At 72.5% G+C, this 23494-nt stretch carries 25 protein-coding genes; 14 read left to right on the top strand and 11 right to left on the bottom strand.

The annotated features are described in order from the left end of the window. The coding region (locus ADK67_RS11630) for a glucuronyl esterase domain-containing protein (protein WP_053716409.1) at positions 1–1071 on the bottom strand (1071 nt) is incomplete at its 3' end. Positions 1072–1497: 426 nt separating this feature from the next. On the opposite strand from ADK67_RS11630, the gene ADK67_RS11625 reads away from it, so the two are divergent. Next, positions 1498–1920 (top strand): hypothetical protein, encoded by a 423-nt coding sequence (locus ADK67_RS11625; RefSeq protein ID WP_157620145.1) that lies wholly within the window; start codon positions 1498–1500, stop codon positions 1918–1920. Between the two features lie 203 nt (positions 1921–2123). Continuing rightward, on the top strand, positions 2124–3266 hold the full coding sequence (locus ADK67_RS11620; RefSeq protein WP_197289402.1) for a carboxylate-amine ligase: 1143 nt from the start codon (positions 2124–2126) through the stop codon (positions 3264–3266). Here ADK67_RS11620 and ADK67_RS11615 read toward each other — a convergent pair whose 3' ends face one another. Continuing rightward, positions 3267–3611, bottom strand: a complete 345-nt coding sequence (locus ADK67_RS11615; protein ID WP_157620142.1) for a hypothetical protein — start codon at positions 3609–3611, stop codon at positions 3267–3269. It lies immediately after the preceding gene. A 78-nt stretch (positions 3612–3689) separates the two neighbouring features. Next, positions 3690–3935, bottom strand: coding sequence for a three-helix bundle dimerization domain-containing protein (locus ADK67_RS11610; RefSeq protein WP_053716406.1), 246 nt, complete (start codon positions 3933–3935; stop codon positions 3690–3692). 150 nt (positions 3936–4085) lie between these two features. On the opposite strand from ADK67_RS11610, the gene ADK67_RS48885 reads away from it, so the two are divergent. Continuing rightward, complete coding sequence (locus ADK67_RS48885) at positions 4086–4625, top strand: nuclear transport factor 2 family protein (RefSeq protein ID WP_197289401.1); 540 nt, start codon at positions 4086–4088, stop codon at positions 4623–4625. 24 nt (positions 4626–4649) lie between these two features. Here ADK67_RS48885 and ADK67_RS11600 read toward each other — a convergent pair whose 3' ends face one another. Further along, complete coding sequence (locus tag ADK67_RS11600) at positions 4650–5042, bottom strand: hypothetical protein (RefSeq protein ID WP_053716404.1); 393 nt, start codon at positions 5040–5042, stop codon at positions 4650–4652. Between the two features lie 171 nt (positions 5043–5213). After that, positions 5214–6545, bottom strand: coding sequence for a pectate lyase (locus tag ADK67_RS11595; protein ID WP_053716403.1), 1332 nt, complete (start codon positions 6543–6545; stop codon positions 5214–5216). 565 nt (positions 6546–7110) lie between these two features. Between ADK67_RS11595 and ADK67_RS11590 the strand changes: the two genes are divergently transcribed. The 7 genes from ADK67_RS11590 (at position 7111) to ADK67_RS48880 (ending at position 12911) form a co-directional block, all read left to right on the top strand. Then, entirely contained in the window at positions 7111–7554 is a 444-nt protein-coding gene (locus ADK67_RS11590; RefSeq protein ID WP_053716402.1) for an RrF2 family transcriptional regulator, read from the top strand. Further along, a complete protein-coding gene (locus ADK67_RS11585) occupies positions 7551–7982 on the top strand; it encodes a group III truncated hemoglobin (RefSeq protein ID WP_053716401.1) in 432 nt (143 codons plus the stop codon). The genes ADK67_RS11590 and ADK67_RS11585 overlap by 4 nt, the downstream gene beginning before the upstream one ends. Positions 7983–8031: 49 nt before the next feature. Continuing rightward, positions 8032–9567: a PucR family transcriptional regulator gene (locus ADK67_RS11580; RefSeq protein ID WP_053716400.1), complete on the top strand. Its 1536-nt coding sequence runs from the start codon at positions 8032–8034 to the stop codon at positions 9565–9567. 115 nt (positions 9568–9682) lie between these two features. Continuing rightward, a complete protein-coding gene (locus tag ADK67_RS11575) occupies positions 9683–10942 on the top strand; it encodes an NAD(P)/FAD-dependent oxidoreductase (protein WP_053716426.1) in 1260 nt (419 codons plus the stop codon). Positions 10943–10950: 8 nt separating this feature from the next. Next, positions 10951–11115 (top strand): hypothetical protein, encoded by a 165-nt coding sequence (locus ADK67_RS52425; protein WP_197289400.1) that lies wholly within the window; start codon positions 10951–10953, stop codon positions 11113–11115. A gap of 142 nt (positions 11116–11257) precedes the next feature. Further along, on the top strand, positions 11258–11770 hold the full coding sequence (locus ADK67_RS11570) for a GreA/GreB family elongation factor (protein ID WP_053716399.1): 513 nt from the start codon (positions 11258–11260) through the stop codon (positions 11768–11770). Positions 11771–11948: 178 nt separating this feature from the next. Beyond that, positions 11949–12911 (top strand): methanogen output domain 1-containing protein, encoded by a 963-nt coding sequence (locus ADK67_RS48880; protein ID WP_197289399.1) that lies wholly within the window; start codon positions 11949–11951, stop codon positions 12909–12911. Positions 12912–13033: 122 nt separating this feature from the next. Here ADK67_RS48880 and ADK67_RS11560 read toward each other — a convergent pair whose 3' ends face one another. From ADK67_RS11560 to ADK67_RS11545, 4 genes are all read right to left on the bottom strand, one after another. After that, entirely contained in the window at positions 13034–15355 is a 2322-nt protein-coding gene (locus tag ADK67_RS11560; RefSeq protein ID WP_053716397.1) for an Orn/Lys/Arg decarboxylase N-terminal domain-containing protein, read from the bottom strand. Positions 15356–15475: 120 nt separating this feature from the next. Next, positions 15476–16018, bottom strand: a complete 543-nt coding sequence (locus ADK67_RS11555) for a GNAT family N-acetyltransferase (protein ID WP_231648131.1) — start codon at positions 16016–16018, stop codon at positions 15476–15478. Between the two features lie 62 nt (positions 16019–16080). Beyond that, positions 16081–17685, bottom strand: coding sequence for an SLC13 family permease (locus ADK67_RS11550; RefSeq protein ID WP_053716395.1), 1605 nt, complete (start codon positions 17683–17685; stop codon positions 16081–16083). A gap of 132 nt (positions 17686–17817) precedes the next feature. Then, positions 17818–18186, bottom strand: a complete 369-nt coding sequence (locus tag ADK67_RS11545; RefSeq protein ID WP_053716394.1) for a DUF6292 family protein — start codon at positions 18184–18186, stop codon at positions 17818–17820. 176 nt (positions 18187–18362) lie between these two features. Between ADK67_RS11545 and ADK67_RS11540 the strand changes: the two genes are divergently transcribed. From ADK67_RS11540 to ADK67_RS11525, 4 genes are all read left to right on the top strand, one after another. Further along, positions 18363–19472 carry a sensor histidine kinase gene (locus ADK67_RS11540; RefSeq protein ID WP_053716425.1) on the top strand — a complete coding sequence of 370 codons (1110 nt, stop codon included), beginning with the start codon at positions 18363–18365 and terminating at the stop codon, positions 19470–19472. Further along, positions 19469–20131, top strand: a complete 663-nt coding sequence (locus ADK67_RS11535; RefSeq protein ID WP_053716393.1) for a response regulator — start codon at positions 19469–19471, stop codon at positions 20129–20131. Before ADK67_RS11540 ends, ADK67_RS11535 begins: the two co-directional genes overlap by 4 nt. Positions 20132–20231: 100 nt before the next feature. After that, positions 20232–20633, top strand: a complete 402-nt coding sequence (locus tag ADK67_RS11530; protein WP_053716392.1) for a hypothetical protein — start codon at positions 20232–20234, stop codon at positions 20631–20633. A 2-nt stretch (positions 20634–20635) separates the two neighbouring features. Continuing rightward, positions 20636–22015, top strand: coding sequence for a DJ-1/PfpI family protein (locus ADK67_RS11525; protein ID WP_082403396.1), 1380 nt, complete (start codon positions 20636–20638; stop codon positions 22013–22015). Here ADK67_RS11525 and ADK67_RS11520 read toward each other — a convergent pair. After that, positions 21936–22301 (bottom strand): STAS domain-containing protein, encoded by a 366-nt coding sequence (locus tag ADK67_RS11520; protein WP_053716391.1) that lies wholly within the window; start codon positions 22299–22301, stop codon positions 21936–21938. The two genes, ADK67_RS11525 and ADK67_RS11520, sit on opposite strands and share 80 nt — an antisense overlap. Positions 22302–22379: 78 nt before the next feature. Next, positions 22380–23402, bottom strand: a complete 1023-nt coding sequence (locus ADK67_RS11515) for a sigma-70 family RNA polymerase sigma factor (RefSeq protein ID WP_053716390.1) — start codon at positions 23400–23402, stop codon at positions 22380–22382. Positions 23403–23494: the final 92 nt, after the last annotated feature.

Genomic DNA, 23494 nt, shown 5'->3' with positions numbered 1-23494 from the left:
TTTCTGGACGGTTTGGGTGATGTGGGTGCGCCATTCGGTGCGGTTGGCGCAGTGGTTTCCGTCGGTGACGTTGGAGTGGTAGGTGATGTTGGCGCCTGCTCCGAGGGCTTTGTAGACCTCGGCGCCGCCGAGGGCGGCGACGCTGGCGGAGCGGGGTCCGAGGTTGGCGATGTGGGGGTTGTCCATGATGAGCAGGCCGCGGGGGGCGATCATGGCGACGAGGGCGTGGGTGTCGATGGGTGCGGCGTTGGGGTTGCCGGTGTAGGAGCTGAAGGCGTCGCCGAACCAGGGCTGTTCGCCGTAGGCGCTGGACAGGGTTTGACCGCCCTCGGCGTTCACACCCCGGTAGATCGGCACGCCCGCCGTGCCGGACTCGATCGGCATCGTCAGGCCGATGCGCTGGTCGAACACGCCGATCGAGAAAGCCGCCTTGCCGTAGCGGGAGCAGCCCGTGACGCCGATGTCGGCGCGCAGGATGTTCCCACCGGAGGACTCGATGACGTCGATGATGCGGCTGGCGCCCCAGGCCCACGCGCCGAGCAGGCCGGTGGAGCTGGTGTTGCCGTAGATCGTGTAGAACGCGCCCTGCTTGTTGTTGCGCGGCGTGCCCTCACGGCCCACGGCGATCGGGTCGTAGCTGATCACCGCCGCGCCGGCTGCCCGGATGGTGGCGGTGTCCGCGCCGAAGCCGCCCACCACGAGGACAGCCGGGAACGGGCCGGTGCCGCTGGGCAGCTGCACACTCGCCGAGAAGCTGGAGCTGCGGCCGTTGTGGGACACGTTGACCGTGATGCTGCTGCTCGACACCGTGCCCGTCACGCTCGACGGCTTCGCGGGCTTGTCCCCGTAGACGTGCCGCTCGGCCAGCTCGCGGATCTCGGCCCGCCGGCAGCGCCAGTCCGATTTCGACGTGATCCGCTGCCCGTTGAGCTTCGTGAACGGGTCCGGCAGGCGCGAGTTGGACGGGAACGAGCCGGGCGGGCTGACCGGGCAGTCCGCGCCCTCGTCCTCGACGCCCGCGAGCGCCACGACATCACCCGCGGCGGCGGTGTTCGTGGTGGACCGCGCCACCGCCGTGTCAACGTCCCGGCCAACGCCAACACCGCAACCGCCAACATGAGCACCGCCGAACGGATTCTCAAGCGGCCTGAACTGATGATCACCAGGGCTCTCCTTCGAGACGGGGTGGTGGAGAACGGCAACACCGAGCGGCGGCGAAACGGTGGCCTAAAGTTTCGGTCTTCTCCACGAAACATGTCAATGCTCCGGATGCTCCTGATCCGACCAGCGGTCTCAGTTGGCGGTTGCCACAGCAGCACAAACGCAGGTGCCGAGCTGGATCGAGAAAGCCGATCCGCGCCGATTCCGTGGAGCAGAAAGGTTTTCGAGGCTCCACCCCGACCACCCGAACGGGGCGTGCGTGAAGTCGCGACGACCGGCTCAGGTCGCTACCTTCAGTGCTCGAACAAGCGCTCTGCGTGAGCATCGGAGGAAGACATGTCCGGAGTGAAGGCACGTCACCGCGCCGTCGTGGTGGCCGCCGTGCTGGCCGCGCTGGTTCCCGCCGTCACCGCCACCGCCCAGGCGGAACGGGCGAGTTGCGGCGAACGGGACTTCTGCCTGTTCGCCGGCCCGCACCAGACGGGGAAGATCCTGTTCCAGCGCACGGTGACCGTCGACGACGGGGAGGAGGGCACCGTCCACCTGGTGAACGAGGAGGAGATCAACCCGCGGATCCGGCCGCGGTCGGCGCGGCTCCCCGGCCTGCCCGAAGGGCTGAGCTGCATCGCCGTGCTCTCCGAGGAGACGTACTTCCAGGGCGACTACCAGGAGGCCGACTACGGCTATCCGCTGGACCAGGACGCGGTCACGGAGTTGAGCGGCCGGCCCGTGGGGTCCATCGACTCCGACTGCGGCTGACACGACAAGGCGCCGGGTCCGCTTGCTGGACTCCGGCGCTCAACCTGGTCTTCGGCAGCACCGCCCGTTGACTTGAGCGGTCCAGCACCAGTTCACCCGATCGGACCATCAAGCCGGTCACAGGCCTCGTCCACGAGGACGGGTTGACGCGTCCGGTCGGGGGTATCCCACAGCTCCTGGGCGAAGAGCCATCGGAGGCCGGGATGGGCAACCTGGTGGGCACCGCGGCTCCGACGCTCGGAGTCGAGGAGGAGTTCCTGCTGGTCGACGCCCGGACGGGCGAACCCGCGCCGCACGGCCCGGAGGTGGTCGAGGCGGCCAGGCGGCGGTTCGGCGTGGACCTCGACGTCGAACTCACCCAGGCGCAGGTGGAGACCCGCACCCCGGTGTGCCACGACCTCGCCGACGTGCGCAGGCAGCTGCACGGGCTCCGGCTGGTGGCCGTCGAGACCGCGCACACCCTGGGTTATCGGCTGCTGGCCGTCGGCGCGCCGCCCGTGGGCGGACCGGCCGGGCCGACCACCGACCGCGAGCGCTACCGGGGCGTCACCGACGACTACCGGCTGCTCGCCGCCGAGCAGTCCATCTGCGGCTGCCACGTGCACGTCGCCGTGCCGGACCCGGAGACGGCGGTGCAGGTCTGCAACCACGTGCGGCCGTGGCTGCCGGTGCTCGGCGCGGTGACCGCGAACTCGCCCTTCGCCCACGGCGTCGACACCGGTTACGCGAGTTGGCGCTCGATGGTCTGGGCGCGGTGGCCGAGCGCCGGTCCGCCGCCGTACTTCGAGTCGTCGGCGCACTACGAGTCCACGTGCGACATGCTGCTCGCCTCCGGCTCGGCGCGGGACCGGCGGATGATCTACTGGGACGTGCGCCCGTCCTCGCACCTGCCGACGGTGGAGGTCCGGGTCGCGGACGTCGCGGCCACCGTGGACGAAGCGGTGCTGCTGGCGGCTCTGGTGCACGCGCTCGTCCGCACGGCGCTGGCCGACCTCCGGCGAGGGCTGCGGGCGTCGCCCGTGCCGACGGAGGTGTTGCGCGCCGCCACGTGGCGAGCGGCGCGGGACGGCATCACCGGCCTGTCCCTGGACGTGCTGTCCGGGCGCCTCGTGCCCGCGCGCCTGCTGCTCGACCGGCTGCTGCACCGCGTCGAGGACCAGCTCGACGACGCAGCCCTCGTCCGCCAACTGCTGTCCACTCTGGACAACGAAGGCGGCGGCGCGGACCGGCAGCGGCGCGCCTTCGCCCGTGCGGGACGGATGTCCGACGTCCTCGAACGACTGGCGCGCGACACCCTGTCCGGCGCGGAGACGTGGACCGGCGGGCCGTTCCGGCTGACCGCGTGATCAGCCGTCCGTCGGCCCGGCCCGGGCCAGGCGGAACAACGCGGTGCGACCGGCGAGCAGGAACACGCGAGCGGCCTGGACGTCACCGCCGGCGGCCTGGTCGTCGGCGTCGCGCAGGAAGCCCAGCGTGGCCGACACCGGACCGTTCGGCGTCCGTGCCGCCAGTTCCAGCAAGCGGTCCCGCACCGGTGCGGTGGCGGCGGCGAACCCGGCCAGCACGCGGGTGATCTCCTGCCGTGCGTCGGCGTGGTGAGGATCCAGGCGCAGCACGGCTTGCACGGCGGAGTCCACCGCCACGCGCAGCACCGCCACCGGATCGTCCACCGGAACCCTGTCCTCTGTCACGAAGAGCAAGGGTAGATCACGATCCGTGACACGGCATGTGCTCCGCGCACCGACCGGACGGGACCTGCCGCTGCCGGGTCAGGTCACGTGCAGGCTCCGCTGAGCGGACCGCGCGGCCAGGATCGGCAGGAAGTTGTGGAACTTGGCCTTGTCCGCGAGCCGCTGGTACGCCTCGGACACGGCCACGCGCACGACCTGGTAGTCGATCTTGCCGCCGAGCCGTCTGCTGACCTCTTCCGCCGCCTGGTCCAGCTGCACTTCGATGTCGGTGTGCAGGGTGCGCGGATCACGGACCAGATGACCTTCGAGCCGTTCAGCCGTCATGACGTCGTCCTCCGTCGCGGCACGGTGGTTTTCCACCCTACAACAGGAATCGGCGACGGGCCCTGCTCGCGAAACCCCGGGGGTCATGCGGCTTGGGCATGGCAACGGGTCTTGGACGCCGCCGCGCCGGCCGCGTCACGATCGCCGACCATGAGCGAGAGAACAGCTGATCGGCTGACCCGCCGGACCGTGCTGGCCGTCACGGGCGCCTCGGTGGGCTCGGCGTTGTCCCAGGGACAGGCGGCTGCGGCGCCGGCGGGCGACGAGGGCCCGATCGCCGTCACGGTCCAGATGGCCGTCCGGTTCGACCTGAAGCAGTGGGACCTGCTGCGGGACGTGTTCGCCGCCGAGGTGCGGGTCGACTACACCGGCCTGGTCGGCGGCGAACCGGGCGCGGTGGCCGCGGCCGACCTGGTGGCGGGCTGGCGCGCGAACCTCGGCCACCTGGCGGCGACCCAGCACCTGCTCGGCAACCAGACCGCGCGCGTCGAGGGCGCGCGGGCCGCCGTCACCGCGGACTTCCAGGCGACGCACCGGGACGGTCCGCTGGTCGGCGGCCGGCTCTACGCGCTCGGCGGCCGGTACGACTACCGGCTCGTGCGCACCGGGCGCGGCTGGCGGATCGACGCGGTGACCATGACGCCCGTCTGGGAGCACGGTGACCGGACCGTCATCGGCCTGCCGGCGTGACGGCTCGCCGCCGGCAGGCCGCGATCAGAAGCTGTCGGTCGCGGTGAGTTCGTGCTCGAACGCGTCGGCGGCGGCGACCAGCAGCATCAGCGGGCGTTCGAACTCCTCCCGCACGCTCAGGTCCTCCAACGGCACGGTGTGCTTGAGCAGCGCGACGTCGTCCACCACCGCGGCGCCGCCGACGGCCGACGTGCCCGCGAGCACGAGCAGCCGCTTCAGGTCGATCGCGTCGGCCCGGCCGACGGGCGAGGAGATCTCGATCCACGCCACGCCGTCCGACTCCGGCACGTGGTGCACGGAGACCTGCTGGGTCCGGTCCTCGGCGAGGTCGAGCCGGAAGCGCAGCCAGCTGTCGGTCTCCTCCAACACCTCGTACCGCGTCCGGACGTAGTTGATCACGTCGATCCAGCTGGTCACCGTAGTTGCCCCTTGCCCCTGCTCACGCCACGCCGCCCGGTCGACCCACACCGTATCCGAACTCGCCCGCGACGCCCGGGAAGTGGGTCAAGACCGTCGCCGACCGGTCGGACGAGATCGAGGCCGCGACCCCGGCGGGCCGCGACCTCGATCGGTGTCGTCCGGACTTCGTTAACGCTGGGTGATGTCCGACGGCGAGTAGAAGCAGTTCTTGCCGTCCGCGCCCTCACCGATCTTCTTGGGCTCGGAGCCCTTCGGCACGCCCTGGTACTTCTCGCAGATCACCGTGCTGCCGTAGACCGTGATGCGGGAGAAGCGGGCCGTGTCGCCCCAGTTCGTGTTGATGCCCGCCAGCACCTTGGTCGACCGCGCCGTGACGCCGTCCATGATCACGTGCCGCTGGTAGGACGTCGAGCAGTTGCCGCACGCCCGGTACAGCTTGCCGCTGCTGTGGACCTGGAAGTTGCGGATGGTCAGGGTGCCGGCGCCGTTGTGCTGGAACACCTTGTCCGTGCCCGACTTCGCGCCACCGTTCTCGACCAGGTAGGTCGCCGAGGAGCTGGTGCCCTTGAACGTGGCCGCGTCCTCGCCGACGTCGTTCCACCAGACGTTGCGGATGGTGCAGGAGCCCTCGCAGTGGATGCCGTCGCCGGCCGGGGCGTCGATGATCACGTTCTCGATCGTGCCGCCGTTGGAGACGACGAACATCGGGTCCTGGCCCTCGCCCTGACCGCCGTCGCCGATCCCGTAGTACCGCTTCATGCCACCGTTGAAGTACGTGCCGACGTTGCGCGTCGTCGTCTGGTGCACGCTGCCGGTGTCGCTCGGCCACGGGCCGCTGCCGTCGCCGCCGCCACCGGGGTTGCTCGTGGTGGTGGTCGTCGAGGTCGAGGTCGACGTGGAGGTCGAGGTCGACGTCGAGGTCGGGCCGCCGGTCGTCGGCGTGAACGTCCACTGCTTGGTGGCCACGCTGTCGCAGGAGTTCTGCTGCACCAGCGCGCCGGCGGCGGTGGAGTTGTCCTTGGTGTTCATGCACTTGCCGCCGTTGGCGTTGACCACGCGGTAGTTGCTGCCGCTCGCGGTCAACGACCAGGTCTGGCTGGCGGCGCCCGTGCACGTCTGCTGCTGGATCGCCTTGCCCGCGCTGGTCGACGCGTCCTGGACGCCGACGCACAGGCCGGTGGCGACGGACGCGATCCGGAAGCCGCCGCTGACCGAGGTCAACGTCCACTGCTGGCTGCCGGCGGTGCCGCACGACGCCTGCTGGAGCTGGACGCCGCTCGCCGCGCTCGCGCTGGGCACGTCGAGGCACTGCCCGCTGCCCGCGTTCTTCACGGTGTAGGTGCCCGCGCCGACGGCGGCCTGGGCGGTCGTGGCGGTCGACCACATGGTGAAGGTGGCGGCCAATGCCGTAGCCGCCGCCGCGGCGGCCAAGCCCGTGCGCCATCGTGCGCCACGCGGTGGTGCGGGCCGCGTGGATCGACGGTGATCCGCTGTGCTCATGAACTACTCCACTTCTCACTTCGCGGGACGCCGAGGTCGGCGGCCAGCCCTTTCCGAAAGCACGTTCCCGAACTCTGGTGACAGGTGGCGACAATTCGGGAAACCGCTTTCCAGCGGGATGCTAGAGGCTGCGGAACCGGCCGGTCAACGACGGTTTTCGAGCACCGCGACCACGACTGCGTCGAATGCAATCGAACGTCGAGTTCAGCGGCGGTGCGCGTGATCAACGCCCATCGACGCTCGAATGCGCGTGGTCATATTTGTGAACAGAATCGGCCGACGCCGGTCACACTCGTGAACAATCGGACCCGTTCGTCAGGTATTCAACCATTGCGGACCTCACCGTTCGCCTTCACGATCGGGCATCTCCGCGCCGCACCGCGAGCACACCGCCCGCACCGGGCCTTCGGCCAACAAACCGCACTCCGGGCACACCCGGGACAACCAGCACACGGGGTCTCCGGCCGAGGTCTGCCCGCCGCCCTCACCGGATTCCATCGTCGCCCCCGTCCGGATCCCGACCCTAAAGAGGACTGGAGAATACCTCTTTTGCTACCGTCCCACCATGCACCTCATCCGGTCGACGGACATCGCGCTGCGCGTGGTGATGCTCCTGGCCACCGACGGCGGCCGGCTCACCGTCGACCAGCTCGCCGACGCGCTCGACGTGCCGCGCCACCACATGGCCAAGGTCGTGCAGCGCCTGCAACGGCACGGCTTCGTCGCCACCGCGCGCGGCCGGACCGGCGGGGTCGGGGTGCCCGCCTCGACGCTGGACGCCTCGGTCGGCGCCGTCGTGCGCGCGTTGGAGGGCGACGGCGAGGTGGTGGACTGCGACGGACCACCGTGCCCGTTGCGCGGCGGCTGTCACCTGCGCAGCGCGCTGCGCCGGGCTCAGCTGGCGTTCCTCGCGGTGCTGGACGACGTGACCGTGCGGGCGCTGGTGGCCGAGCCGGCCGGCCCCGTGCTGCTCGACCTGGTGCCGCACCGCCCGGGAGGGACGTCGTGACGGCGACCCGGGACCTGGCCGGCCGGGAGGACGCGCTGGCGGTGGTGACCGAGTTCTACCGGCGGGCGTTCGACGACGGGCTGCTCGGCCCGGTCTTCCGCGACGTGGCCAGGCTCGACCTCGCGACCCACCTGCCCGTGATCGCGGACTTCTGGGCGACGGTGCTGTTCCGCGCCGGCACGTACCGCCGGAACCTGCTCGGCGTGCACCTCGACCTGCACGAGCGCTTCCCCTTGACGGCGGCGCACTTCACGCGGTGGCTGGCGTTGTGGGCCGACACCGTGGACGACCTCTTCGCGGGCGAGAAGGCGGACCTGGCGAAATCGCAGGCGGAGCGGATCGCCTGGTCGATGATCCGCAGGCTGCGCCGCGAGGACGCGAGCGAACTGGTCACCATCCGACCGCGGGACCAGGTCGACGAGAGCTGACGGGGCCGGCGGTTACGGTGTGCTGTCGGCTCCGAACAGAGGTTTGCCCATGATCAGGTTGGACCGCCTGGTGAACGTGCTGGGTGGCTACGGCGTGCGGCTGGCGTGCTGCCCCGTGCCGCGGTCGACGGAGTTGCGCAGCGTGGTGATGCGCGAGGCCAGCGACGCGCGGGCGGTCGGCGGTGACGTGTTCCTGGCCGTCGGCGCCGAGTCGGTGGTCCAGGCCGTGGGGTGGGCGGTGGCGGCGAAGGCGGCCGTGGTGCTGCTGCACGCCGAGACGGAGCGGGACGCCGAGCCCGAAGCCGCCGCCACCGGCGCGGCCGAGGGCGTCGCCGTGATGCTCGTGGACCCGGCGGTGTCGTGGAGCCAGCTGGCCGGCGTGGTCTACGGGCTGGTGCTGGAGGGCCGGGAGACGGAGTCGGGTCGCGGTCCGACGGACCTGTTCGCGCTGGCGGACAGCCTGGCGGGCGCGGTCGGCGGTTCGGTGACCATCGAGGACCGGCTGTCCCACGTGCTGGCGTACTCCAGCTCGCAGCAGGGCGCCGACCCGGCCCGGCTGGAGACGATCCTGGGCCGCCAGGCGCCGCCGCGGCTGCGGGAGGCGTTCGAGCGGCGCGGCGTGTTCGCCTACCTCGCGTCCTACGACGAGCCGCTGTTCGTCGAGGAGGACCCGGAGCTCGGCCTGACCGGGCGGATGGTCGTCGCGGTGCGCGCGGGCCGCGAGCTGCTGGGTTCGGTGTGGGTGACGTGCGGCGTGCCGTTGACCGGGGTCCGCTGCACGGCGCTGGCCGACGGCGCCCGCACCGTGGCGTTGCACCTGCTGCGCTCACGGGCCAGCGCCGACCTGGAGCGGCAGGTGGAGTCCGACCTGGCGATGCGGCTGCTGGAGGGCACGGCGGACGCCGCGACGGTGGTCAGCAGGCTCGGGTTGCCGCAGGGGCCGTTGCGGGTGATCGCCGTCCGCGCCCACATCGCCGCCGAGCGGCACGCCGCGCTGCTGCTGGCCTTCGAACGCGCCACCACCGGTTTCGGCTGGTCACGGCCGGGCCGCAGCACGCTGGCGGGCAACACGCTCTACACCGTCCTGCCGGGTGAGCAGGTGACCGCGGCCCGCGAGTGGGTGGCCCTGCTGCGGGCGGCGCTGCCGACCGGGGTGGCGGTGACCGCCGGGATCGGCGCGACCGCGTCGGCGGCCGACCTGCCCGCGAGCAGGCAGGAGGCCGACGAGTGCCTGGCGCTGCACGAGGCGCGCACGCCGGACGCCGTGCCGCCCGCCTACGACGAGTCGTGGGACGACATCCTGCTGCAACGCCTGCGTGCCGCGGCACGGGCCGGCCGCACCCCGGCGCGGGGACCGGTCGCCGAGCTGCGCCGCCACGACCACGACCACGCCACCCACTACGTGCCGACCCTGCGCGCCTGGCTGGAGGCGCAGGGCGACCTCGCCCAGGCGGGCGAACGGCTCGGCGTGCACCCCAACACCATCCGCTACCGGCTGCGCAAGATGGTCGAGGTGACCCCGCTCGACCTGGACGACCCGCGCAAGCGCCTCGCCATGATCATCGACCTGGCCGCCACCGAGTAGCTGTCGGTTCCCGACAAGATCACCTGCCCGGATTGTCGGCCACGGACAACGGCCTGATGGGGCGTCCGGGCGATGCTGGCTTCGACAGCAGTTCCGCTCGGGTGTGGAGGTGGTCATGGTCGACGTCGGGCGCAGTGCCGGCGGGCCGAGGTCGGCGGTCGTGGTCGGTGCGGGCATCGTCGGCCTGTCGACCGCGTGGTTCCTGCAGGAACGCGGGGTCGAGGTGACCGTGGTCGACCGCACCGGTGTGGCCGCGGGCGCGTCGTGGGGCAACGCCGGGTGGGTCGCGCCGGGCCTGACGATCCCGCTCAACGAGCCGTCCGTGCTGCGCTACGGCCTGCGGTCGTTGCTGAACCCGACCGCGCCGCTGCACATCCCGCTGTCGGTCGACCCGGGGCTGTGGTCGTTCCTGGCGCGGTTCGCGGCGCACTGCCGGTGGTCGTCCTGGACGCGGGCGGTGCGCGCGAACCGGGCGCTCAACGCCGAGTGCGTCGAGGCGTTCGACGTGCTGACCGCCAACGGCGTCGACGCGCCGACGGTCGACGCGCCGATCACCGCCGGCTTCGAGAACGCCCGGCAGGCCGAAGGGCTGCTGCACGAGCTGCGGCGGATGGCCGACGTGGGCCAGCCGGTCGGGCACACCGCCCTGGACGGCGACCGGTTGCGCGACCTCGTGCCGCTGGCGTCGGACGCCCTGACCACGGGCGTGCGGATCGACGGCCAACGGCACCTCGACCCCGGCGGCTTCGTGCGGGCGCTGGCCCGGTCGGTCGAGTCCCGCGGCGCGACGATCCGCGTGCTGGAGACCGTCGACGTCGACTCCCGCGGCGGGGGCGTCACGGTGCGCACCCGTGGCGGCGAGGCGTTGTCCGCGGACGTCGCGGTCGTGGCCACCGGCGCGTGGCTCTCCCGGCTCGCCGCCCGGTGGGGTGTGCGGGTCCCGGTGCGGGCGGGCCGCGGCTACTCGTTCACCGTGCCCGTCGACCGCCCGGTGCCCGGCCCCGTCTACCTGCCCGCCGCACGGGTGGCGTGCACGCCCTACCAGGGCGCGCTCCGGGTCGCGGGCACGATGGAGTTCCGCGACCCGGACGCGCCCGGTGTCGTGGCCCGGTTGGAGGCGATCATCGCCTCGGCCCGCCCGCTGCTCGACGGCGTGCGCTGGGAGGAACGCCGTGACGTGTGGGTCGGCCCGCGCCCGGTCACGCCCGACGGCCGCCCGCTGATCGGCGAGGTGCGCGTCCCCGGCGTGTACGTCGCCGGCGGCCACGGCATGTGGGGACTGGCGCACGGCCCGATCACCGGCAGGCTGCTGGCCGAGCAGATCACCACCGGCAAGCAGCCGGAAGCCTTGCGCGCGTTCGACCCGCTGCGCTGAGAGCCCGCGTGGACGGCACCCGCGACCCGCTCACCCGCGACGAACGCGCCGAGCTGCGCTGGCTGCGCGCGGAGAACACGTTGCTGCGCGTGCAACTCGACATCCTGACGCACATCGCCACCGGCTACGCCCACGACGTCGACACGATCCTCCGCCTGCGCACGCGCGGCTGATCACCACGAGCCAACCACCCCGTCCGAGGAGCCGGCGCCGCCGCACCACCCGGCACCGCGGACACCCCCGCCGTCAGGGCGGCCCGATCCTCCCACCGGCCGCCCTGACGGCACCCATCCCACGACCCAACCGAAGGCCACCATGACCAACACCCAGCCCCGACGCACCTGGCTCACGCCGCACGCCCACCAGCGACTGCGGACCGAACTGGCCGAGCTGACCCGCACCGCGGCCTCCGACGAGTCCGACCAGGACGACCGCGCCACCGTCCGCCGGCAACGGCAGGACCGCGTCCGCGAGATCCAGCACCTGCTCGCCAACGCCGTCGTGGGCGAGGACCCGCCCGACGACGGCGTCGCCGAACCCGGCATGGTGCTCACCGTCCGGTACGACGACGCCGGTGACACCGAGACGTTCCTGCTGGGCGCGCGGGCCGCCGAGCACGGCGACATCGAGGTCTACTCCCCCGACTCGCCCCTGGGCACGGCGCTGACCGGCGCCCGCCGGGGCGACCGGCGCACCTACCGCGTCCCCGACGGCAGCACGATCCGCGTCACCCTGCTCGACGCCGTTCCGTACGGCCGCCACCCGGCCGCCGCGCCGAAGACGAACGCCGCCGGGGCCGGGCACGAAGGGGCGACCCGACCGGCCTGATCGACCACTTCTCCGCCCGAGCCGGCCGGGCGCGACCCCGGTCGACGCCGTGCTCCGGAAGGGCTTCCGGTCGAGGTCAGCCGCTTGTCCGCTGACAGCCCCGCGGCGAGCAATTATCCTCTGGTGCCGTGCGGCCGCGCCCGGCGGCCCGCCGACGACACGGGAAGACGTGCGGCGCGTGGATTGGTTCCTGGACAGGCACGACCGGCGGGTGCCGACCACGCTGCGCCGTGACATCGGGGACTACCTGGCCCGCCACTCGGACGCCGGACCCGATCAGCTCGCCGACGCCGAGCTGATCGCCCAGGAGATGCTGGCCAACGCCATCGACCACAGCGACGGGCCCATCTGGGTGTCGCTGGAGTGGTCCGAAGCCCACCCGGTGCTGACCGTGCGCGACATGGGCGCCACCTTCGCCCTCCCCGAGCACGTCCCGGACACGGCGCAGCCCCGCGGCCGAGGGCTCTGGCTGATCTCGCAGCTCGCGCCGGAGTTCACCGTCGCCGCACGCCGGGTCGGCAAGGCCGTCGAGTCCGTGCTGCCGGTGACCCGCCCGGTCGAGCCGATCGACCCGCCGCGGCACACCGTCAACCCCCTGCCGCACCTGTCCGAGGCCGCTCCGCGCGGCGGCTTCGGCCGGGAGAGCTTCCTGCGGGCGCTCGTCGTGCAGCTGGCCAACGCGGTCGAGGCGCAGCAGGGGCCGGACGCCGCGCAACGCGCCATCGCCCAGGTCGCCGTCGACATCGGCGGTCAGGTCGAGCAGGAGTTCCGGCAGGCCACCGGCGCGACCGGGACGGCGCTGTCGGCGCAGCGGATCGCCGACTGCGTGGTCCGGCTCAAGGCCGCGATCGGCGGGACCTTCCGCGTGGTCGACGTGACCGACGAGCGGATCGTGCTGGTCAACGGCCAGTGCCCGTTCGGCCCCGAAGTGCGGCAGTCGCCGTCGCTGTGCCGCATGACCACGGCCGTGTTCGGCGGGATCGCCGCCCGCAACACCGGCCGCGCCGCCGTCACCCTCGAGGAGCGCATCGCGCTCGGCGACCCCGGCTGCCGGGTCGTGATCCACCTCGGCGACTCGGCCGCCACCGCGACCCGGGCGCACCACTACACGGCCGCACCACCGTTCACAGCAGGGCGTTGAGCAGCACGGTCAGCAGCACCGACACCAGGATCGACACGACGAGCATCGTCAGGCACCCGGCGCGACCGCCCAGGAACTCGACCCGCGTGCCGCCGAGCCGCATCCGGTCCTCCCCCCGCCGACTACTCGGTGACGCACGAGATCCAGTACTTGCCGCCCTCGTGGTGCACGCCGTGCGTCTCGCTGGCGAAGCCCGGGAACCGCTGGTCGAACGCCTCCAGCACGCGCAGGTACCGGGGCAGCGGGCCGTCGGGCGAGCCGACGCGCTCGCCGGGCACCAGCACCGGGATGCCGGGCGGCGTGGTGGTGACCTGCGTGGCCACCACGCGGTCGGCCAGGTCGTCCAGGCCGACGAGTTCGGTCTCGCCGCGGATGAAGCGCTGGTAGGCCTCGGCCGGCGTCATCACGGCGGTGGGCGGGGTCGGGCTGGTGAACGCCTCGTTGAGCAGCTGCACGACCTTGCTGTCGGCGAGGCTGTGGTGCATCTCCTCGCACAGCTGCGGCAACGTCAGCCGCCCGTACCGCTCGGGGTGCGCCTTCACCAGGTCCGGCAGCACCTCGCTCAACGGCGCGTGCTCGTCGTGCAGCTGCTTGAAGTCGGTGAGCGCGTCGAGCAACGTGCCCCACTTGCCCTTCGTGATGCCCATGGAGAACAGCACGAGGAACGTGTAGACGTCGGTCTTCTCCACCACGATCCGGCGGGTCTCCAGGTACGCGGTGACCACCCGGGCCGGGATGCCGAACGCCGACACGTCGCCCAGCGCGTCCACGCCGGGGCAGGTGATCGTCACCTTGACCGGGTCGAGCAGGCAGAAGCCGGGTTCGAGGTCGCGGAAGCCGTGCCACGCGGCGTCGGGCTCCAACGTCCAGCAGCCCGGTTCGGTGCGCAGCAGGTCCAGCGGCGCCTGGTGGAACGGCACCCGCTCGCCGGTCGCCGGGTCGGTGACGTCGGTCGGCTGCCAGACGCCGAAGAACCACGGCGGCCGGTCGCCCGCGTCCGCGAGCCGCCTGCCGAGCCGGATCATGGCCTGCCGGAACCGGACCGCCTCGGTGATCGCCTCCGTGGTCAGCCAATTCCCTGCCGGGCCGTCCATCATGCCCGCCGCGACGTCGCACGACGCGATCATCGGGTACAGCGGCGACGTGGTGCCGTGCATCATGTACGTCTCGTTGAACCGCGACCGGTCGAACGGCGCCTTGCCGCCGGACTTCACGTGCACCATCGCCGACTGGGACAGCGCGGCGAGCAGCTTGTGCGAGGAGTGCGTGGCGAACACGGTGGGGCGCTCGGCGTCCGGTGGCCCGCCGTCGCCGACGGCCATCCCGTAACGGCGCGCGTAGAGCGGGTTGAACCGGCCGTAGGCGAACCACGCCTCGTCGAAGTGCAGGGTCCTGGTCGACGCGCCGAGCAGCTCGCTCACCCGGACGGTGTCGTAGCAGAGGCCGTCGTAGGTGGAGTTCGTGATGACCGCGTACGCCGCGTCGGGGCTGACCGCGCCCTCCGCGATCGGCGTGCGTTCGACCTGGGCGCGCACCGCTTCGGCGGTCAGCCGTGCCGGCGGGATGGGTCCGGTGATCCCGTAGCCGTTGCGGGTGGGCACGAGGTAGACCGGACGCGCGCCGGTGAGCGTGATGCCGTGGTTGATCGCCTTGTGGCAGTTGCGGTCCAGCAGGGTGATCTCGTCGTTGGCCACCGCGCTGTGGATGATCATCCGGTTCGACGTGGACGTGCCGTGCAGCACGAAGTAGGTCTCATCGGCGCCGAAGATGCGGGCGGCGTTGCGCTCGGCGTCGCCGACCGGGCCGGTGTGCTCGAACAGCGAGCCGAGTTCGGCGACGGACACCGAGATGTCGGTGCGGAACAGCCGTTCGCCGAAGTAGTCGAAGAACGCCCGCCCGACCGGCGACTTGAGGAACGCGATGCCGCCCGCGTGCGCCGGCGTGTGCCACGAGTACGGGTGCGTGTCGTCGAACCGGCACAGCTCGCGGAAGAACGGCGGCAGGATGTGGTCGAGGTACGTGCGCGCGGCGAAGTCGATCCGGCCCGCGATGAAGTCCGGGGTGTCCTCCAGCAGCCAGATCCAGCCGTTGATCACCTCGGAGACCCACAGCGGCGTCTCGTCGCTGTAGTCGCCGGTGGTCAGCAGGAACACCGGCAGCCGCGAGGAGAACCGGTCCAGCAGCATCCGCAGCACGCCGCCCTCGACGGCCGCTCCGGCGTCGGCGGGCCGGACGGCGCCGCCGGCGAGTTCCCAGCTCACGACGGCGGCGGCGAGGTCGGCCTGCGCGGTGATCGCCGAGGCGGCGTCGGTGGCGGAGTGCACGACCATCACGTCGTGCCCGCACTCGCGCAGGTGCGCGCAGACCTGCTCGACCTTCGCCGCCGGCACGGTGTTGTCGGCCGCCGCCTTCTCCGCGGCGATGAGGATGGTGGACCGGGTCACTCGATCATCAGCTCCCTACTCGCCGGGCTACGTACCGAGGCTAGGAGCGGTGTGGACGTGCGGCGGCTTCATCACCGGAACGTGGTGCAGCCTCACCCGACCGTGGGGGAAGCGCTTCGCTCAGTCGAGCGGGTAGTCCATCTCGACCCCGGCCAACGTCACACCATCGGGGAGCGGAATCCGAGTGCGGTTCACCTCGCGGAACCCGAACGACCGGTACAGCGGCACGCCGGGCAGCGTGGCCATCAGCACCAGCGACCGGAAGCCCGCGGCACGGGCGTCCCGCGCGCACGCGGCGAGCGTGGCCCGGCCCAGGCCCCGGCGGGTCCAGTCGGAGCGGACGAACATGGCCCGCACCCTGGCCGGCTCCGCGGCCGGGTCGAGCAGGCGGCCGTCACCCGGCCGGTCGCCCGACCCGGTGTAGAGCTTGTCCCGCCTGCTCCACCCGCCGCAGGCCACGACCTCCCCGGCCGCCTCGTGGACGTAGTAGGTGCCGTCGTCGATCAGCGCCACGTCGGGTTCGGTGAGGTAGCGCGCCGCACTGGCGGTCTCGTGCTCGTCGTGGAAGTGCGGGAACAGCTCCAGCACCGACCGGCGCATGAGCGCGGCGATCCGCGGCACGTCCGACCGCACCGCCGCACGCTGCACAGGCGGATCCTCCACGCGTCCCTCCCACCGTCGGCGAACGATCATCCCACCCGTCGACGGTCGGAGGTCCAGGGGCGTCAGCCGCCGATCCCGACCAGCGCCACCATGACCGGCAGGCCGAGCAGGATCAGCACGGCGCCGAGCACGTCGAACGAGATCCCGGACCTGATCATCTTGGTGATCGGCACCACGCCCGAGCCGTAGACGACCGCGTTCTGCGGTGTCGACACCGGCAGCATGAACCCGAACGACGCGGCGAACGTCGCGGCCAGCGCGGGGACGAACGGGTCCGCGCCGGCGGCGACCGCGATCGGGATGACGATCGGCACGACCACGGCCGCCGACGCGGTGTTGCTGGTCGTCTCCGACACCACGATCGCGAGCACCACGGCGAAGATCGTGATGGGCACGACGCTGCTCAGGCCGAGCGCGTCGGACGCGGTCTCGCCGAGGGTCTTGGCCAGGCCGGTGCTCGCCAGCAGCGAGCCGAAGACGATCCCGGTGCCGAACAGCAGGATCGTGCCCCAGTCGATCTCGGCGGCGTCGCGCCAGCGGAGCGTGAACTCGCGCTGCCGCCAGTCCGTCGGCAGCAGGTACAGCAGGGACGCGCCGAGCACGGCGACGATGCCCTCGTCGAGCCGGTCGCTGATCGCCGCGTAGACGTCCGAGTCGTTGCCCGCCACCAGCGCGACGACGCCGGGCACGATCCACAGCGTCACCGTGACGCCGAACGCGATCAGGGTGTTCTTCTCCGCGCGCGACAGCGGGCCCATGGCGGCCCGCTCGCCCGCCACGTAGTCGGCGACGCCCTCGATGCGCCGGATCTCGGGCCGGTTGAGCAGCAGCAGGACGACCGCCAGCGCGACGAACATGAGCGCGCAGATCGGCAGCGCGGTGGCCGTCCACTGGGCGAACGAGATCCGCTCGCCGGTGGCCTCCTCGATCAGGCCGCGCCCGATCAGGTTCGGCGGCGTGCCGACCGGGGTGAGCAGGCCGCCCACGCTCGCGCCGTAGGCCAGCATGAGCATGATCGCCGCGCCGACCCGCAGCCGCAGCGGGTCGAAGTCGGCCGCGACCAGGCCCCTGTCCTGCAACAGCTTCGCGATGACGCCGAGGATGCCCAGCGCCGTCGGCAGCAGCATCGCCACGGTGGCCGTGTTGGACACGAACGCCGACAGCACGCACGTGATCCCGCCGAACGCGACGATCACGCCCGTGGTCGACCCGCCGACCCGGGGCAGGGCGAGGATCCGGAACGCGAACCGGCGCGCCAGGCCGTGCTTGAGCATCGCCTGGGCCAGGATGAACGCGCCGATGAACGTGAAGATCGTCGACGAGCCGAACGGGCGCAGCGCGGTGTCGGGCGGCACGACGTTCAGGATCACGATGAACGCGACCCCGATCAGGCCGCCGATCGGGATCGGCACGGCCTCGGTGACCCACAGCACGATCACGCCGAGGAGGACGCCGCCGAGCGTCTGCTGGTTGCCCGGGATGTCCAGCGGCAGGGCCAGGAACACGACCGCTACGAGCGGCGCGAGCCACAGCCCGACCGTGCGGCGACCGCGTTCGAACCTCTCCTCGGCGGGCGAGAGCCGCTGCTCCGCCAGGCCGCGGTAGGTCGAGTGGCCGAGCAGTGCCTTGTCGACGTCGGTCCGGTTCGTGGGCTTCCCGTCAGCCATCGTCAGCCTCCCGTCGTCCGCACCCCAGCGTGGCACCGCCCCACCGCTGCCGGCCAGCCATCAGGGCACATTCGGGCGCGGCGCCACCGGAGTGGACGATCGCACCGCCGACCGACCGTCCTCAGTGGATGGTCAGGCGCGGGCGTCGCGCGGCGACGAGGGTCGTGCCGGAGCCGCCCGCTCGCCGCGGAACAGGCCGTCGACCCACCGGGCCACGGCGCTCGGCGGCGGCACGACGTCCGGGCCGAAGTGCGCCTGGACGAGGACGTCCTCACCGCTGTGCGTCTCCACCGCGGCCACCCACCCGCGCTCCTCGTCCCACAGCAGCGCCACGTCGCGGTCGGGGAACCCGGGCAGCCGGCCGTCCAGCGCCAGGTAGGCGACGGCGGGCCGTTCGGCCTGCACGTACGAGCAGTCGCCGGTGAGCCCCAGTTCCTCGGTGACCCGCCGGACGTAGCCGCGCAGGCCCCACGTCAACGCGTCGTCGAACTCCGGTTCCATCGCGCATCGCCGCCTTCTCCCGACCAGTCCGGGGATGTCGACGCGCCGCCTGCTTGACGCCCTCGCCAAGTACCCCGACCCGGTGACGGGCGAACCCGCGACCACCACTGTTCCGATTCAGGTGACGCGGGCGGGCCCGGTTGACCATGGCGTTCGCGGTCGAGCACAGTGGTGGCGTGCAAAGGGCGTTGGGCATCCTGACCGTGGTCGCGTACGTGACGCTGCCGCTCGGGTCGGAGAGCTTCGAGCAGCTGCTCGTGCCGACGCTGCTCGTCGGGCTGGTCTACGGCGCGCTCGCGATCTTCGGCTTCCCGTTCGCGCAACGGCGGGGCAGGGCGTTCGCCGCGGTGTACGTCCTCGTCCAGCTGCCGTTGGGTTTCGTGCTGTTCGCGCTGTCCGGCGCGGCGGTCGGGTCGGTGCTGCTGCTGGTGGTGCTGGTCGCGCAGAGCGTGTTGCTGCTGCCGCTGCCGGCCGCCGCCGCGGTGGCCGCGGTCATCCCGTTGATCCACGTGGAGATGGAGTGGCCCGACGGGCTGCGCGAAGGGCTGGGCACGTTGGCCGTCACCGCGTTCACGGTCGTGATCACCGAGTTGCTGGTGCGGGAGCAACGCGCCCGCGCGGAACTCGCGGTGGCCAACGACCGGCTGCGCGGGTACGCGGCCCAGGCCGAGCAGCTCGCGACCACGCAGGAGCGCAACCGGGTCGCCCGCGACATCCACGACGGGCTCGGCCACCACCTGACCGTCGTGCAGATGCTGCTCCAGGCCGCCCGCGCGGTGATCGGCACCGCCGAGCCCGAGCGGCTGGACGCGATGCTGGCCAAGGCGCAGGACCAGTCGAAGCAGGCGCTGGCCGAGGTGCGCCGCTCGGTCGCCGCGCTGCGCGAGCCCCGCTCCGGGCCGCTGGTGGACGCGTTGCGCGCGTTGGCGTCCGAGGTCACCGAGGCGGGTGTGCCGACCGGGTTCGAGGTGCGCGGCGCGGCCCGCGCCACCCGCGCGGAGGTCGAGGAGTCGTTGTTCCGGGCCGCCCAGGAAGGGTTGACCAACGTCCGCAAGCACGCCGACGCGACCGGGGCGACCCTCGTGCTGGACTACGAGAGCGTCGATCTGGTCCGGTTGGAAGTGCGTGACGACGGCCGCGGCATGCCCGCCGACCCCGACCCCGACTCGGGAGACGGGTTCGGGCTGGTCGGGCTCAACGAGCGGGTGGCCGGGCTCGGTGGCCGGGTCTCGGTCGACTCGGCCGCCGGACGTGGCGTGACGCTGACCGTCGAGGTGCCGGCATGACCGCGCCGGACTCACCCGTCCGCGTCCTGATCGTGGACGACCAGGCCCTGTTCCGGGAGGCGCTGGCGACGTTGCTGGAGGTCCAGCCGGAGATCGAGGTGGTCGGCGAGGCCGGTGACGGCGAGCAGGCCGTGCGGCGGTGCGCCGAGCTGCGGCCCGACGTGGTCCTGATGGACCTGCGGATGCCGGTGCTCGACGGCATCGCGGCCACGAACCGGCTGCGGGTCGAGCAGCCCGGGGTCCGGGTGCTGGCGCTGACCACGTTCGACGACGACGCGGACGTGTTCGCGGCGTTGCGCGCGGGCGCGGTGGGCTACCTGCTCAAGGACGTCTCGTCGAGCCGGCTGGTGGAGGCGCTGGTCGCGGCACGGCGCGGCGAATCGGTGCTGCAGCCGTCCGTGGCGGCGAAGCTCGTGGCGAGGGTGGCGCGCTTGCCGCACGACGACCCGCCGCCCGGTCGGCTGCCCGTGCCGTTGTCGGAACGGGAGCTGGACGTCGTGCGGCTGCTCGCCGAGGGGCGCAGCAACCGCGAGATCGCCGGCACCCTGTTCCTGGCCGAGGGCACCGTGAAGAACCTCGTCACCAGCGTGCTGTCCAAGCTCCAGGTGCGCGACCGCACGCAGGCCGCGCTGCGGGCCAGGGAACTCGGGCTCTGCTGAGGTCATGTGACCTCACGCATGACCTTCGGCACCTGACCGCGCTCCTCCGGCCACGCAGGATCTCTGTTGCGCACCAACGAATCGCAACGGAGGAGCTGTCATGAGTTCGGAGCAGACGATCACCACCACCGGCCGCAGGCGGTGGTGGCGCTTCGCCCGGCACGCGCTGGAGATGGCCGTCGCCATGGTGGTGGGCATGGTGGTCCTGGAACCGGTCTGGTCGTTCGCGTGGCCCGGTCTGGCCGACAACGTCACCGCGCACGTGCTGGTGATGGCGACGAACATGTCGCTGGGCATGGCGCTGTGGATGCGGATCCGGCGGCACGGGTGGGCGGGCATCGCCGAGATGTCCCTGGCGATGTACGTGCCGTACGTCGTGCTGCTGCCGTTCCACTGGGCCGACGCCCTGTCCGGGTCGGCGCTGATGACCGCCGGGCACGTGCTGATGGTCCCGGCGATGCTGGCCGCGATGCTGCGCCGCCGCCACGAGTACGGGTGCTGACCATGCGCGCCGTCGCCCGGATCGCGGTCGTCCTGCTCGCCGCCCTCGCCCTGCCCGCCGCCTTCGGCGCGCCGACCGTCCGCGCCGCGTTCGACCACCTGAACGCGCCGCGGGCGGACGGCGCCGCCCCATCGCCCGCACGGGTGGCGCACGACCCGGCCAAGCCGACCGCCGTCGTCGTGGTCGGCGACCGCGGCGCGGTCGTGTCCGACACCCTCGCCCCCTACGAGATCCTGGCCACGACCGGCGCGTTCAACGTCTACGCGGTCGCGCCGTCCGGCCGGCCCGCGCCGCTCACCGGCGGCCTCGACCTGGTGCCCGACCTGACGTTCGCCGGGTTGGCCGACCTGCTCGGGACCGCGGCCGCGGACGTGGTGGTCGTGCCCGCCATGCCCGACCTCGGCGAGAGCACGTCGAAGCCGGTCACGGACTGGCTGAACGGGCAGGCCGCCGGGGGTGCGCTCCTGCTCGGCGTGTGCAACGGGTCCGGGGTGCTCGCCTCGGCCGGTCTGCTCGACGGCCGTGACGCGACCGCGCACTGGTTGCGGCTCGACGCGTTCGACGACGACTACCCGGCCGTCGACTGGGTCCGCGGCACGCGGTACGTGGACGACGGCGACGTGATCACCACGGCGGGCATCCTGTCCGGTGTCGACGGCACGCTGCGGGTGGTCGAGCGGCTGGTCGGACCGGACGCCGCGGCCCGGGCGGCGGAGGCGACCGGCTGGCGGCACTACCACCGGGGCGCCGCGGCCTCGATGGCGCAGGCGGAGGTGCGGCCGGCCGACGCCGTCGTGGGGTTCAACACCGCGTTCGGCTGGGACCGCGACCGGACCGGCGTGCTGCTCACCGACGGCGTCGGCGAGATCGAGCTGGCGTCGGCCTTCGACACCTACGGCCAGTCGCTGGCCGTCCGCACGGTGGCCGTCGCGCCCGGCGTGGAGCCGGTGCGGTCGCGGCACGGGCTGACGTTCGCGCCGAGGGCCGAGCCGACCGCCGCCGACCTGGACCGCCTGGTCGTGCCGGGTGCGCAGGCCGCGCGGGACCGCACGGGCGACGCGTACGGCGCGGTCCACCTCCACCAGGACGACGGTTTCCCCTTCGACGGGGTGCTGCTCGACCTCGCGAGAACCACGGACGTGGCCACGGCTACGTGGACGGCGAGAGTGCTGGAGTACCCGACCGACCACCTCGCGCTCAGCGGGCCGGCGTGGCCGTTGACGTGGACGCTGCGGCCGTTCGGGCTGGCCTTCCTCGGCGGCCTCGCGGCGCTCGGCCTGCTCCGGCTCGCACGCCGAGCGGTCAGGTCGACACCAGCCGCACCGCCGCGACCGCCTCGTCCACGGACGCGTGCAGCGGCAGCGCCGCTTCCACCTGGCTGATCTGCAACGGCCGCAGCACGGCGCGGGTGTTCGCCACGACAGCGAACGGGATGCGCAGCCTGCCCGCCCGGTGGTGGCAGTTGACCAGCATCGCGATCCCGACCGAGCCCATGAACTCGACCTCGCTCAGGTCGAGCACCACCCCGGGCGGCCGTGCCTCGAACACCGCGTCGAGCTCCGACACGACCGGCCGGTGCGTGGCGGCGTCGAGGGCGCCGGACACGCTCACCAGCAGGATGCCGCGGTCGAGTTCGGTGGTGGTCAGGTGGTGGGCGGGCTCGGTCATGGCGGGCGCTCCTCGCGATCGGAGACCACCGAGACTGCTACCCCCGGGCGCGGGCCGCAAAAGCTGGCCGGTGCGGGCTCAGCCGGCCAAGGCGAGCAGGGCCTGGTTGCGCTCGGGGTCGCGCAGCATCCGGATGGACTCCTTCTCCAACTGCCGGACGCGCTCCCGGGTGAGGCCGAGCTCCTCGGACAGCTCCTGGAGGCTGCGGGCACGCCCGTCGGCTAGCCCGTAGCGCTCGGTGAGAATCCGGGCCTGACGCTCGGGCAGCGTGCCCACCAGGGCGCGCAGCTCCTCGGAGACCTCCTGCTGCTCGACCGCCTCGTGGGCGTCCACGGCCTCGGCGTCCTCGATCAGGTCGGCCACGGACGCGCCGCCGTCGTCGCCGATCGGGGTCTCCAGGCTGAGGGCGGTGCGGCTGGCGGCCTGCAGCTCGACGACCCTGGCCACCGGCATCTTCGCCGCCTCCGCGATCTCGTCCGCGGTGGGCTCGCGCTCGGTCTCCAGCCTCAGCCGCTGCTCGGCCTTGCGCAGCTTGCCCACCTCCTCGTGGACGTGCATCGGCAGCCGGATCGTCCTGGTCTGCTCGGCCAGGCCGCGTTCGATGGCCTGGCGGACCCACCAGACCGCGTACGTGGAGAACTTGAAGCCCTTGGCGTAGTCCCACTTCTCGACCGCGCGGATCAGACCCAGGTTGCCCTCCTGCACCACGTCGAGCATCGGCAGGCCGCGGAACGAGTGCTTCTTGGCCACCGACACCACCAGGCGCAGGTTCGCCCGGATCATGTGGTCCTTGGCCCGCCTGCCCTGCTCGGCCACGGTGCGCAGCGCACGGTGACGCTCCGCGTCCAGCGGTGGGCCGTCGCCCTCGTCGCACCTGCGCAGCAGTTCCGCCGCGTACACGCCGGCTTCGATGCGCTTGGCCAGCACGACCTCTTCGTCGGCGGTGAGCAGGGGCGTGGACGTGAGCTCGCGCAGGTAGCGGCCGACCAGGTCGGCCTCACGCGCGCCCTCGCGCACGGTCGTGGCCGGGCGGGGCTCGCGGGTGGAGCGGGGCTCGCGGGTCGGGCGGGTCTGGCGGGGCATGTCCACCGTCAACGACATGGTCGTCTCCTTACCGGATCGCACCCGCGCACGCGTGGACGTGCGGGGCTTTCCTGGGGATTTCGGGGGCCGTCCGCCGATCTCACGGCTTC

The organism is Saccharothrix sp. NRRL B-16348, from assembly GCF_001280085.1.
In the GTDB taxonomy this organism is placed as follows: domain Bacteria; phylum Actinomycetota; class Actinomycetes; order Mycobacteriales; family Pseudonocardiaceae; genus Actinosynnema.
The sequence above is the reverse complement of the archived record's forward strand: the minus strand, read 5'-3'. Positions and strand labels throughout refer to the sequence as shown.